Source organism: Rhizobium sp. PEPV16, assembly GCF_008919455.1.
GTDB classification, from domain to species: Bacteria; Pseudomonadota; Alphaproteobacteria; order Rhizobiales; family Rhizobiaceae; genus Rhizobium; species Rhizobium leguminosarum_Q.
Genome location: NZ_VSZV01000323.1, coordinates 20,272 through 33,051, shown reverse-complemented (window position 1 = coordinate 33,051; position 12,780 = coordinate 20,272). Strand labels below are relative to the sequence as shown.

Sequence of the window (12,780 nt, the reverse complement as noted above, 5' to 3'; positions counted from 1 at the left end):
GCGTGCCGGTCTATCTGCTGCTGACAAAAGCCGATCTGCTGACCGGCTTCGTGGAGTTCTTCGACGGTTTCAACAAAAGCGACCGCGAACAGGTCTGGGGCACGACTTTCGGGCTCGACGAGAGCTACAAGGCGGCGAACCTGCCGGAACGCTTCATGGAGGAATTTACCCTGCTGCAGCAGCGCGTCGATACCATGCTGATCGAACGCCTGCAGCAGGAACCCAATCCGGAATTGCGCGGCCGCATCTTCCGTTTCCCGGCAGAGCTTACCTCTTTGAAGGAGCGTCTGCACGAGGTCGTCACCGAGCTTTGCTCGGGTTCGAGGCTGGTGGAGGCGCCGCTGCTGCGCGGCATCTATTTCGCCTCCAGCACCCAGAGGGAGGAGACGGTCACCGTCCCCCGCATGCGACGCAGCTATTTCCTCTCGCGCCTCTTCAAGGAGGTGATCTTCGGCGAGGCCTCGCTGGTCGCCCGCGACAAGCGGCTTTCGGGGCGGCAGCTGCTCTTCCGCCGCGCGGCCTATGCCGCCACTGTCCTGCTGCTTGCCGTGGTGCTGACGAGCTGGACGGCCACCTACATCCAGAACACCACGGCACTGGCCGGCGCGGAAAGACGCGTCGACGCCTACGAACAACTGGTGCGTGGCGTGCCGGTTCGCGACGTTTCGGATGCGGATTTCCTGCGCATCCTGCCGGCGCTCGACAATCTCGCCGCCGTCACCACCGACTTCTCGAAGACCCGCGTCTGGCCGATAAGCCTCGGCCTCGACCAGGAAGGCAAGGTCGCCAGCCGGCAGCGCGAGGCCTATCAGCGGGCGCTGAACACGCTGCTCCTGCCGCGCATGCTGGTGCAGCTCCAGAAGGACATGACCGAGACCACCGACGTCACCCGAACCTTCGATGCGTTGAAGCTCTACGGCATGCTCGGCGGGCTCGGTCCGATGAATGCCGACTTTGCCGCGCTGGAAGCAGAAGACATGTTCACGAAGCTCTATCCCGACGAAGGCAGGGCAGCGGCCCGGCAGGCGCTGATTGCCCATGCCGATGTCATGGCGCGCGGCGCGCTGCCACCGATCGAGCTCGACAAGGCGCTGATCGCCAAGGCGCGCGAGGTCATCCGCTCGCAGAACATCGCCAGCCGCGCCTATGACATTCTGGCGGAATATCGCAGGTCCCGCGCGCTTCCCGCCTGGAGCCCGGCAGGCGCGCTGGGGCCGCTCGGCGAACAGGCTTTCGAGCGGACCTCGAAGGCGCCGCTCAACGAAGGCATTCCCGGCCTCTTCTCCGCGATCGGCTACCGCACCGTCGTTCTGCCTGGGATCACTGACGCCGCGCGCGAGGCGCTCGACGAGCAATGGGTCCGCGGCGATCCCAATCCGGCCGGTGTCACGGTCGACACAATCGCCCAGGCGACGCTTGAGCTTTACTTCGATGCCTTCGAGCAGCGCTGGTCGACGATCCTCACCGATATCAGGGTGAAGCCTTCCCAGACGATTAGCGATGCGGCGGAAACCACCCGCATCCTGGCGGGCAAGCCCGGTCCTGTCGAGACGATCACCAAATCGATCGTCGCTGCCACCGATCTGCGCGCACCCGGTGCAGAAATCGCCTCGGCCGCCGGCGACAACCTGCCAGCCTCGACCACGGCGCTTGCCAGCGCAGCGAACGCGCCCGACCCCTTCGGCCGTCTTCGCGAAGCGCTGAAGGCACGGGCCGGCCAATCGTCGCCGGCCGACCAGCCGAAGGATGCGCCGCGATCGGAGATCGGGCAGCTCGAACCGATCCTGCAAAGGGTCCAGGAGCAGCTTTCTCGCGCCACGACGTCGACCGCCGAAGTCGCGAAAGTCTTCGACGTCGACAGCCAACTCACCGACGCCAACCAGGACCTGCTGCAACAGGCCCGCAAGCTGCCGGCGCCGATCGATAGCTGGATGGCGGGACTGGCTGCGGATGTCGGATCGCTAGCAGTCAAATCCGCCCGTTCGCGCATCAGCGACGCCTGGGCTGCCGAAGGCGCGGGCTTCTGCTCGAATGTCGTCGCCGGTCGTTATCCCTTCGACCGGAAATCTCCGCGCGACGTGGCGATGAGCGATTTCATCAGGCTTTTCGGACCGGAGGGGCTGTTCAAGACCTTCTTCAAGGAAAAGCTCGAAGCCTTCGTCGACACCAGCGCCTCGCCATGGGGCTGGAAGGGCACGTTCGGCGCGACAAGCATTCCGAGTGCGGCGATCGCCCAGTTCGAGAATGCCGACAAGATCAACCGCGCCTTTTTCCCGGCCGGCAGCGAGAACCCATCGATATCGATCAACGTCAAGCCGGTATCGCTGACCGAGGCGGCCAGCGCCGTGATGCTGGAGATCGAGGGCGAACGCGTGGTCTATTTCCACGGGCCCATCCAATCGAAATCGATCACCTGGCCGTCGACCGAAGCCAGCAACGTCTCGCGCCTCGCCTTCCAGCCGGGCGGCTGGCAGCAGGCGCTGACGGAGAACGGCGACTGGTCGCCCTTCCGGCTCTTCGACGATGCCGATCTCGCCATACAGGGCGACGACCTCTTCCGGGCAAAATTCCAGCAGAACGGTCAGACGGCGGAGTTCGACGTGCAGTTCGGTTCGGTGCTCAATCCATTCCGGCTGGAGGCGCTCGGCGCCTTCTCATGCCCGGCGCAATTCTGACCGGTCCGTCATGAACGAGCGCGCCACCCTGGACCGAAGCCAAACCGAAGCCGACAGGATCGGCTTCTTCGGCAAATTGCCGAGCCATGGCGATTTCGTTTCGACGGGACTGAGCCGCCACCTGCAGGCGTCGCTCGACGTCTGGCTGCAGTCGGGGCTGCAAGCGGCGCAGCGGGAACTCGGCGAGGATTGGGAACGCCGCTTTCGCATGATGCCGGCATGGCGTTTTATCGTCGAACGCGGTCTTTGGGGGCCGGCCACCATTGCCGGCGTTCTGCTTCCGAGCCTCGACCGCGTCGGGCGCAGTTTCCCGCTGGTTATCGCCGCCCAGCTTCACGGCTTTGCCGAGCATCCGCGTCAGCTCTACCTTGATGACACCTGGTTCACGGCCGCCGAGGCGATCGCCGAAAGCTCGGCCAAGCGGGATTTCGACATCAATCACTTCACCGCGAGCCTGAAGCGACTGCGGACCCTGCGCCCAGCCGACCTCGCGGAAAACGAGACGCTGCAGGACAATGCTTCCGGCCGCGGCACGCTCTGGTGGCGGATCGGCCCTGAGGATCGGCGAGCCAAGGGGTTTCGTATCGGCGGCGCCCCGGACCCCGAGGATTTTCCGAAGCTACTGCACGAGCATTCCCCCGCGGCTTCGACAAGTCGGCAACCCGAAACGGCCGAGACACCAGGCCCTGTTATCGCCGAACCGCATCGTCCGCTGGTGATCCACCACAGCCATGCCACCCATCCCGGCACACGGCTGAGCGTCAACGCCGATGCGCTGCTCGTTTCGGAAACGCCCTCGCTTTTTGCCGTCGCCGATGGCATCGGCGACGGCACCAGCGCTGCCGAGGTCGGCAAGATCGCCGTCCATATGCTGGCTGAAACCGGGAACCAGCAGTCGATCGAAGCTCTGGTGCAGGACATCAAAGGCAAGCTTGGCCGAGCCCACGGCCTGCTTCAATCGGCCTATCTTTCCCAGGACCGCGAGCCGTCCGCCGCCAGCATCGTCGTGCTGGCCACGTTTCAGGAAAGTTGCGCCCTGCTCTGGGTGGGTGACGCCCGCTGCTATCTCCTGCGGGACGGCCTGATGCGCTGCCTCACCCGCGACCATGTGGAGATCGGCCTGCGGCGCACGCTCTCGCGCGCCATCGGCATGCGCGGACATCTTGTTCCCGAAGTCCGCTCCGGCGGATTGCAGGCCGGCGACAGGCTCCTGCTCTGCAGCACGCCCCTTCCAACCACCGTGCCCGAGCGAAGCATTGCCGAAATCCTCCTTTCCGCAAAAATCGAAAAAGCGGCTGATATCCTCGTCCAGGAGGGGCTGATTGCCAATTGCCGTGAAAACCTCAGCGCGATCGTGATCGATGTGGAGACCGATGACGGATGATCATCCAGAGATGGATTTCGAAGAGATCGCGCGACGTTTTTCGCATCTCTGGCAGGCGTTGAATCACGGTTCACCCGAGACCCGGAAAATCCTGGTAGACCGCGTCCGGGACGCGCTTGATCGGGGCGAGGCCCGGCTTCGCGACGCGGATTGCGAGATCGTCGCCAACAGCTTTATGCTCGAGGCGCTGATCCATGACGGCGCGGCCACCCGGGTCTATCGCGCCCGCCATCGCGATCTCGGAACGCTTCATGCCATCAAGATGCCGCGGCCCGACCACGCCGACGATCCCGTCCTCAGGAAACTGATGCTGCGCGAGGCGGAAATCGGAATGGCGCTCCGCCATCCCCACATTGCCGCGACACAGACCGTTCTGCGCCTTGCCGATGGGCGCCCTGCCCTGGTCATGGAATGGATTGGCAGCCGCCTTGCGGAGCTTTTGCAGGCAAGGCCATTATCGCTCGGCGAGATCACTTCAGCGATGACCTCAGTGCTCTCAGGCCTGGAGGCCATCCATGCCGCCGGTTTCGTGCATTGCGACCTGTCGCCGCTCAACCTTCTCGCCGACGGCGATCTCTCCCGTTTGAGGATCGCCGATTTCGGCATCGCGCTTGAGCGCGGATCCCGGCATGGTCAATTCGATCTTGCCTTTGCCGGCCAGCCGGATTTCGCATCCCCCGAACAGATGGCCGGTCAACCGCTCGACGAACGATCCGATCTTTACGCAGCCGGGTGTCTGCTGTCCTTGCTGCTTGGCCATTGCAACGAGGAGAGCGACGAAACCGAAGCCCTGATGGCATTGGAGAACCGCCTTTCCCAACAGCCCCCGCAGGACAGGCCTGAAAATGCAAGAGCCGCCTTGCATCTGCTCGGCGGCTCCGCAAAACGTCCTGTTGTCGATGCTTAATTGCCGCTCGACCCCGGGATCGGTGCTGCGGCCGTCGGCACGCTTTTCTGGTACACGTTGAAGAGCTTGGCAAAGTCCACCAGGCTGGCGTTGCTGGCGTAGATGATATCGCCATCCATCATCTGGAACCGCTGCATCAGCGCCAGATTGGAAACGTCCTTCAGATTGACGCGATAGATCACCGGTTTGGTGCTCACGACAGCCGGCACCGGGGTCTTGGCGTTTGCGGCAGCAACCTGCGTATAGACCGGCTGGTTGCGCAGCACATAGAAATTGCGCGCATCGGCACGATCGTCGAGCAGGCCTCCGGCTCGCCCGAGCGCCTGGGCAAGCGTCAACCTGCCCGGTTCGAATTCGAACTCGCCGACACTCTTGAAGGCGCCGAAGGCGGTGAAGGTGGGTGAATCTTTGTCAATATAGATCTGGTCGTCGGGCAGCAGGTAGACATTCTGTTTGTTGTCATCGATGACGCGCTGGAGCGGCACGGTGGCGCGCTGCTTGCCGCGCATCAGCGTGACGGTCGCGGAACCCGGGGCAGACGATGCGCCGCCTGCAAGTGCTACTGCATCGAGCACACGCTCCTTGCGGGCGGTGAGCGGGAAGCGACCGGCGGCACGCACGTCGCCATTGACGGTGATACCGCTGGAGGGCCTGTCGACCACGGTGACCACAGCCTGCGGATTGACTGCCGACCCCTTCAAGCCGGTGACGATGCGCGTCTGCAACGCCTCGGTCGAAGAATCCACCACTCGCTGTTTGCCGACGAAAGGAAGGGTCACGTTGCCCGTGGAATCGACGGTGAAGCGGCCGAGATTGAGGGTCTTGCTTTGGGTTGAGGAGAAAAGTCCCTCTTCGCCGGTGTCGAGGATCGTAACCTCGATAACGTCGCCGCGCCGTAGCCTCGTATCGGCAAAACCGCTCGAGCGCATGAGGCTGAGCCCGGGATCTGTGGCAGCATAGGCAAGCGGGGTCACCGCAACCGGACCCATCGGCGCTTCAGAGAGCCTGACCACCGGGATCCGCTCGTTACTTTGAGGGGCGGTGGCATTGTAGAAACCACCGGCGGTTGGGCCATCCGATGGCCGGGCGCAGGCACTAAGAACTGCGACAAGGACGAACGGCGCCAACTTTCGCATCAAGTATCCTTTTGGCAACATTGAGAGAATCGGAAAATATCAGCGGTGTACGACCGAGCAATACCAGTTGCACGCGAAAAATCAATTATGACAGTTCGGAGGCTGGCAGGTGTGGCTAATTGGCAACCATATTGCTGTCTGAACAGGTTCCAGTACCTGTTCCTCGGGCTCCAGTCTGGAACCAAAACCTTATCACGCGTATTCGGTCGAGAATGGCTTTCGAACGTATGACGGGTGGACAAATGGCCTTGCGCATCAAACGAATCCACGAGCCGAAAGACGACAAAGACGGCATGCGCATTCTGGTCGACCGGCTATGGCCGCGCGGGTTGAGCAAGCAGGATGCAGCGGTCGACATCTGGTTGAAGGATATCGCGCCAAGCCCGGCGCTGCGCCGATGGTTTGGCCACGACCCCGCCAAGTGGACGAGTTCCAGCGCCGGTATCGGGACGAGTTGGAGAAGAATCCCTCCGTCGTCGAGGAGCTGAAACGCCAGATTCAGCAAGCGGACACGACGCTTCTCTACGCTGCGAAAGACGTGGACCACAATCACGCCATCGTACTTCAGCGTTTCCTCAGCAAAGACTGACGCGTCGGTGACCGACGCCGATGGCAAGCTGCTTCTCTGGGTCCGAAATTTCCGGGAACCTTTTCATCCGAGCTGCATCCAATGCTCGCCTCCGAAGGCACACCACCTGTTGCCGCGGGAAGGCACTCGGTCACGACACAAGGGAGTCAGATCATGTTGAAACGAATTCTCGGCGCCACTCTGATGGTGGCCTTACTGGGGACGGCTTCGATTGCCGCCGATGCCAAGCCGACCGATCCTCAGATCGCCTACATCGCCTATACGGCGGGACAGATTGATGTCGGCTTCCCGGGGGAGCACTAAAAACTCGTGCCGATGCCGACGGCTCCTTCTTAACGCTGATCCTTTTGAGACCCCGCCTTTATATCCGGAGGCGGTCCAGTCGCCTGTGCCGCTGTCGCCCGTGAGAGGCTACGACATCGGGAGGACAATGGTGGTATCGAGAGCGTAACCCGCCCCGTATGCGGTGCGAATCCTCAGATTGCGGAGTCCTGCAAACGCTCTTCTCAGCCGGCCGATATGCACGTCAACCGTGCGGCTTTCTACAGCGTGTGGATCGGGCCAAACGCCTTCGATGAGTTGCTCGCGGGTACTGATCTGCCCCTGTTTTTCGAATAGGAATCTAAGTATTCTCATCTCGATAGGCGCAAGAGCTATTCTCTTGCCTGAAACCACGACGGCTTGCGGACCAAAGACAATGTCGGCGGCGGCAGCAAAGTTTGGCAGAGTCGAAGCCTCCGACCGCGGGCTTATGCCGTGGAGAAAGGCGAGAAGCTTTGAAGGCGACAAAGGACGCGTGATGCCTTCGTCCAGCCCGGCCTTGATCAATTGCAAGTGCTGGGCACGTGTGTCCTCGCCAATAAGTGCCGCCACCGGAAGCCTTGAATCTTTCAAGAGCGCACAAAAGGGCGCAACATCACTCGGCCAGCCTGCACAATCCAGGATCACGGCGGAAAGCTCTGCTGATGTACGGGCGTCCGCCACATCGTCGTCACTTGCTGCTAGACGAGCTTCAAAACCTTCACTACGCAGAATGTGCGCGAGGAGTAGATAAAGCTCGGCGTTCTGCGAGCAAACCAGAATGACGGGAGCCGTGTCGATTGCCTTTTTCCTCGCCTGTGAACCGAGCTCAGCTCGGCGCGAACTCGCCACCGTTGACATCTATAATGGCTCCATTGACGAACCCGGCATCCTCCGATGCCAGAAACGCGATCACTGTCGCGACGTCGTCCGGAGCTCCTGGCCGACCAGCCGGAATACGGGCTAGCGCGTCGATGTTGATCTTGCTTTGTGAGGAGCCTGTCAGCGGCGTCAGGATGCGACCAGGCGCCACGACATTCGATGTTATGCCATAGGGACCATATTGAGAGACCAGCACGCGGGACAATCCTGAAAGTGCTGCTTTAGACGTCGCATAACCCGCGCCGGCGATCCGTGGTCTCGTCCGGGACGATCCGCATCAGTTCAGCGCCCGCGGTCACCACTTGGCCGACCGTGGTGATGGCTGATGTCTGGACGATGCCCTTGATCGGGCTTTTGATCGTCATCGACTCCAGCCGCTTGGCAGCCTTGATCAGCTGCTGTTCCTTCTCATCGATCTCGCGCGATGCTGCCGCCTGCTTCTCAGCCTTGTCGGCGACGTTGTTGCGCCACGCCGCCATTTGTTTTGCCAAATCAGATCACGAATGTTTCCAGCCGCGCTCGACGCGGCGCAGAGAAGAGACTTGTCTCTTACCGTTTCGCAGTTCTGCCATATATTTGAAAATATGAGAGTCCGGCGGACGATTGTGTGGCGTTTGGAGCTTTGGCGGTGGATGCCGTCAATCCTTGCTTTGCTGCTGACGTTGTTCTCGGCTTTGGGCCTGGCGACGCCCGCATCCGAAGCTGAGCGTGTCGTTATAGTCCTGAAGATCAACGGGGCGATTGGCCCGGCGATGGCCGACTATGTAAGACGCGGCCTTCAACGAGCCAGTGAACGTGGCGCCAGCCTGGTTGTCCTGCAGATCGACACGCCAGGCGGTCTCGACACGTCGATGCGCGACATCATTCGTGCGATCCTTGCCTCCTCGATACCGGTCGCGAGTTTCGTTGCACCCAGCGGAGCGCGAGCCGCCAGCGCCGGCACCTATATTCTTTACGCAAGCCATATCGCGGCAATGGCACCGGGCACCAATCTGGGTGCGGCGACGCCGATCGCGATTGGCGGCCGACCATCCGATGATGACCGGAACGACAGCCCTGATACGACCGGCAAGCAGCGGCAAGTGCCGCGCGATGCCGGCAAGGCAAAGGCGATCAACGATGCGGTGGCCTATATCCGCGGGCTTGCGGAACTGCGCAATCGTAACGCCGACTGGGCGGAGCGCGCCGTGCGCGAGGCCGCGAGCCTTTCCTCCGTCGCAGCTCTGCGTGAGAAGGTCATAGATTTCGGGGCGGCCGATATAAACGATCTCCTGGCACAGGCGCAGGGCCGGGTCGTGCGGGTCGGTCAGACGGATGTCCGGCTGGAAACATCGGGGCTCATCGTCCAAGAACTTGAACCGGACTGGCGAACCCGCCTGCTTTCGGTGATCACCGATCCGAACATCGCGCTGATCTTGATGATGGTCGGTATCTACGGCCTGATCTTTGAATTTCTGACGCCCGGGACGCTGGTGCCGGGAACGATCGGCGGCATCTGCCTGCTGCTTGGTCTCTATGCTTTGGCCTTGCTGCCGGTGAGTTTTGCGGGCCTCGGGCTGATTATTCTCGGCGTGGGTCTGACGGTGGCCGAGGCGCATTCGCCGTCCTTCGGTGCACTCGGCCTCGGCGGCGGCATCGCACTGGTGCTCGGCGCTACCATCTTGTTCGACACGGACATATCCGGGCTTAAGGTTTCCTGGTCGGTGCTTGGCGCAATCGCCGTCGCCTGCCTCGCTCTTAGCCTTCTCATTGCCCGTCTCGCCTTCATCTCGCGCTGGCACGATGTCGTCACCGGCGGCGAGCAGATGATCGGAATTTCAGGCAAGGTCGACACCTGGACGGGCATCTCGGGCTACGTCATCGCCCATGGCGAGCGCTGGAAGGCCGTTTCAACTGAGCCGCTTGCCGCCGGCGACCGCGTGAAAGTGACCGGCCGGGATGGGTTGACGCTCGAAGTGGTCCGCAGTTCGCAGGAGGCCTAACGGCCTTCAGAATGCAGGAGGAAAAGTCATGGGCATGTTTGCAGATCTCGCCTTCTATCTTGTGATCATCTTTGTTCTGCTCGTCGTCTTCGCATCTGCGATCAAGATCCTGCGGGAATACGAACGCGGCGTGGTTTTCACGCTTGGCCGTTTCACCGGTGTCAAGGGGCCTGGCTTGATCCTGCTCATCCCCTATGTCCAGCAGATGATGCGGGTCGACCTGCGCACGCGGGTGCTCGACGTGCCCGGCCAGGATGTCATTTCGCATGACAATGTTTCGGTCCGCGTCAGCGCGGTGATCTATTTCAGGGTCGTCGATCCCGAGAGGTCGACGATCCAGGTCGAGGATTTCATGATGGCGACGAGCCAGCTCGCCCAGACGACACTGCGCTCGGTGCTCGGCAAGCATGACCTCGACGAGATGCTGGCGGAACGCGACAAGCTCAACATCGACATTCAGGAAATCCTCGATGCCCAGACCGATGCCTGGGGCATCAAGGTCGCCAATGTGGAGATCAAACATGTCGACATCAACGAATCGATGATCCGTGCAATTGCCCGTCAGGCGGAAGCCGAGCGCGAGCGGCGCGCTAAGATCATCAATGCCGAAGGCGAGCAACAGGCTGCAGCCAAACTGCTTGAAGCAGCCGAAATCCTCGCCAGGCAACCCGAGGCCATGCAACTTCGTTATTTGAGTACATTGAACGTCATCGCCGGCGAAAAGACCTCGACGATCATATTTCCATTTCCGATGGAGTTCGGCAATTTGATGCCGCCCAAACCGGACCGATGACGACGCCTTGAATGCGTTGTTTTTGCCGATGGAGCGATGGTCCTGCGGTCAAGGTGTCAGCTAAGAAGTGCGTTTGAGATCTTCATCGGCAATGCCATAACCTGCGAAGCGGTGGGCGATCATCGAGCCGTGCAAAATGCCCGCCTTGAACGATGTGAGAGGCCTACACCTGATAACTTCATCCAAGTAACGAGATCCCGCGCTCCGAGCATCACTTGAACGCAATACTAAGCGCGCTAAAAAACTCGAGCATGATGTCATTGACGGCACGCTGGCGCAAAATCCGGGCTTCAAGCGACCTGTCAGATCACCTAGGAAGCTTCGCAGTGTTCCTGAACTCGTTCTCCCGAAAACAAGCCGCCCGAGACGCCGTGAGTAGCAGATCGCTGCCACAGCGCTAAGACGCGGTCACGAACCACATCGCCTTTCGAGAGACGACGGGCATGACGCCATATCAATGGCTTGTGAGCCAACGAATAGATCGCGCCCGCACCCTGCTGCGCACCTCGAACGCTCCGCTCGCCGAAGTCGCCATCGCCTGCGGCTTCGCCGACCAAAGCCATTTCACACGGGTTTTCGCAAGTATCGTTGGGGCGACGCCCGGCAATTGGCGGCGTAGCGTGTAGTCCGTAACTCGTCTTTTACGTGTGCCGCCTTATAGTCGCTGATCGAAATTTCCGGCCAGCATGCCAAAGGAACTATCGGCATTTTCTTTTCCGGACATTGATCGTCATGGCGTGTGCCACCAGTGTGCATACTGTCGTCTTCCGCATCCGCAATCAACACGCCTTGCGGTGGGGCAGACCGTAAAGACCGCGATCGCCAGGTAGCTGGTGATGCGAGAAATACCGAGCAGCAACCGCCTCCTGACCTTTTGATGAATGGCGCCATCAGAAGGAAATTGAGGAGTGCAGGCAATAAGCCCAACAGGGAGAAGCATAAAAGTGCGATGGCGACGCCGAGTGAGTTGTCGCCCGCTACCTCAAACGGCTTAGCAGTTCCTGTGCTAAGGCTGGTGCAGACGCCGGGTTCTGACCGGTTACCAATTCCCGATCCACGATGACGTGTGCCGCAAACGGTGCCTCGGCCCGACTGAACCGGCCGCCTGCCTGGGTGAGGGCGTCCTGCGGGTAGAACTTCATCTCGCCGCCATTCAGCAGCCCTTTCGCCATTTCCTCTTCCCGGTTGCTGAAGACGGTGAGCTTGTAGCCAGCATAGATCCAGTCGGCGGTCGCATCCGCCGTTCCCGTCGCCTCGAACTGACTAACAAAACCCTTCGCGTCTGCCATGGTAGAAAGCAGTGCAATGGGGCCATGGCAGGCCAATGCGGTGGTCTTGCCTTTTTCATGGAAATAGGTGAGCACTTTGCCGAGGTCGGGGCTGACCAGCAGGTCCTGCATGGGCGCGTGACCACCTGGAATATAGACCGCATCGAAGTGGTCGTAGCCAATCTGTTCGATACGGGCGAGGCTGACGACCGGTGACCGGCCGCTCGACAGCAGACCGAGTTCCGACAGTTGCTTCTCGCTGTCTTTGAACTCGGCTTCGTCGCCACCGAAATACATCTTGTCGATGGACGTCTTGTCGACCGAGGGGGCGGTCCCCTTTGGCGTGGCGAACGTAACGTCGTGGCCGGCTTCGAGCAGTGCCTTCACCGGCTGCATCAGTTCATTGAGGTAGAAGCCGGTTTTAAATAACATGCCGTCCTTCAGGTCGAGACGGTCGGAGTCGGACAGGACGATCAGCACGTTTCCGGCATGGGCGTTGATGGCGCCGGTACCAAGTGCAAGAGCGAGAGCTAGACTGCGCAGCAATTTCATGGGTTCCTCCGATTGGATGAATGTCCGTTTTGGGAAAAGAGGGATTCGCGGCAGCTCAGCCGGCCACCTTGATGAGGCGATGCAGGGCGAAGTCGGCAAAATAGTCGCCGACGCCACTCGCCTGAAACCGCTGCATCGCGGCGCTGTCCATATGGGCGCGCCACTGCGCTTCGCTTTGCCAAGTTTCGACAAAAATGCGCACACGGCTGTCATCCAGCGACTGATGCAGTTCATAGCGAAGGCAGCCATCTTCGGCCAAGGTTTCGGTGACCAGCTTTTCCTGAGCGGCGCCAAGAGCCGCCTCCTTGCCCG

Annotated in this window: 11 protein-coding genes and 3 pseudogenes; 8 read left to right on the top strand and 6 right to left on the bottom strand. The window is 61.1% G+C overall.

The features are described from left to right. From tssM to FY112_RS21165, 3 genes are all read left to right on the top strand, one after another. Positions 1–2,675, top strand: a 2,675-nt coding sequence (gene tssM, locus FY112_RS21175) for a type VI secretion system membrane subunit TssM (protein ID WP_246700722.1), incomplete at its 5' end; no start/stop codon positions are given. Between the two features lie 10 nt (positions 2,676–2,685). Beyond that, entirely contained in the window at positions 2,686–4,059 is a 1,374-nt protein-coding gene (gene tagF, locus FY112_RS21170; protein ID WP_151519198.1) for a type VI secretion system-associated protein TagF, read from the top strand. After that, positions 4,049–4,966 (top strand): serine/threonine-protein kinase, encoded by a 918-nt coding sequence (locus FY112_RS21165; RefSeq protein ID WP_151519197.1) that lies wholly within the window; start codon positions 4,049–4,051, stop codon positions 4,964–4,966. Before tagF ends, FY112_RS21165 begins: the two co-directional genes overlap by 11 nt. On the opposite strand, the gene FY112_RS21160 is transcribed toward FY112_RS21165, so the two are convergent. Continuing rightward, positions 4,963–6,102, bottom strand: a complete 1,140-nt coding sequence (locus tag FY112_RS21160; RefSeq protein ID WP_017956923.1) for a polysaccharide biosynthesis/export family protein — start codon at positions 6,100–6,102, stop codon at positions 4,963–4,965. The genes FY112_RS21165 and FY112_RS21160 overlap by 4 nt on opposite strands. Positions 6,103–6,344: 242 nt before the next feature. Here FY112_RS21160 and FY112_RS21155 point away from each other — a divergent pair. Then, positions 6,345–6,691 (top strand): annotated as a pseudogene (locus tag FY112_RS21155) (DUF488 domain-containing protein). A 153-nt stretch (positions 6,692–6,844) separates the two neighbouring features. Next, a complete protein-coding gene (locus FY112_RS36875; RefSeq protein WP_181018259.1) occupies positions 6,845–6,994 on the top strand; it encodes a hypothetical protein in 150 nt (49 codons plus the stop codon). Between the two features lie 108 nt (positions 6,995–7,102). On the opposite strand, the gene FY112_RS21150 is transcribed toward FY112_RS36875, so the two are convergent. The 3 genes and pseudogenes from FY112_RS21150 to FY112_RS37950 all read right to left on the bottom strand — a co-directional run bounded on the left by FY112_RS21150 (position 7,103) and on the right by FY112_RS37950 (position 8,238). Next, a complete protein-coding gene (locus FY112_RS21150) occupies positions 7,103–7,852 on the bottom strand; it encodes a response regulator transcription factor (RefSeq protein ID WP_246700721.1) in 750 nt (249 codons plus the stop codon). Then, positions 7,821–8,138: pseudogene (locus tag FY112_RS21145) on the bottom strand (SDR family oxidoreductase); the annotation flags it as partial. The pseudogene FY112_RS21145 and the gene FY112_RS21150, both read right to left, overlap by 32 nt. Further along, a complete protein-coding gene (locus FY112_RS37950) occupies positions 8,095–8,238 on the bottom strand; it encodes an HlyD family efflux transporter periplasmic adaptor subunit (protein WP_245506292.1) in 144 nt (47 codons plus the stop codon). The gene FY112_RS37950 and the pseudogene FY112_RS21145, both read right to left, overlap by 44 nt. A 267-nt stretch (positions 8,239–8,505) precedes the next feature. Here FY112_RS37950 and FY112_RS21135 point away from each other — a divergent pair, with 267 nt between their 5' ends. The 3 genes and pseudogenes from FY112_RS21135 to FY112_RS21125 form a co-directional block, all read left to right on the top strand. Further along, a complete protein-coding gene (locus FY112_RS21135) occupies positions 8,506–9,855 on the top strand; it encodes a nodulation protein NfeD (protein ID WP_151519196.1) in 1,350 nt (449 codons plus the stop codon). A 28-nt stretch (positions 9,856–9,883) separates the two neighbouring features. Continuing rightward, positions 9,884–10,648, top strand: coding sequence for a slipin family protein (locus FY112_RS21130; RefSeq protein WP_131620438.1), 765 nt, complete (start codon positions 9,884–9,886; stop codon positions 10,646–10,648). Between the two features lie 422 nt (positions 10,649–11,070). After that, a pseudogene (locus FY112_RS21125) lies at positions 11,071–11,274 on the top strand (AraC family transcriptional regulator); the annotation flags it as partial. Between the two features lie 351 nt (positions 11,275–11,625). Here the strand turns inward: FY112_RS21125 and FY112_RS21120 are convergent. Together FY112_RS21120 and FY112_RS21115 are read right to left on the bottom strand one after the other, a co-directional pair. Then, positions 11,626–12,468, bottom strand: coding sequence for a type 1 glutamine amidotransferase domain-containing protein (locus tag FY112_RS21120; RefSeq protein WP_151519195.1), 843 nt, complete (start codon positions 12,466–12,468; stop codon positions 11,626–11,628). Positions 12,469–12,523: 55 nt separating this feature from the next. Then, the coding region (locus tag FY112_RS21115; protein WP_151519212.1) for a putative quinol monooxygenase at positions 12,524–12,780 on the bottom strand (257 nt) is incomplete at its 5' end.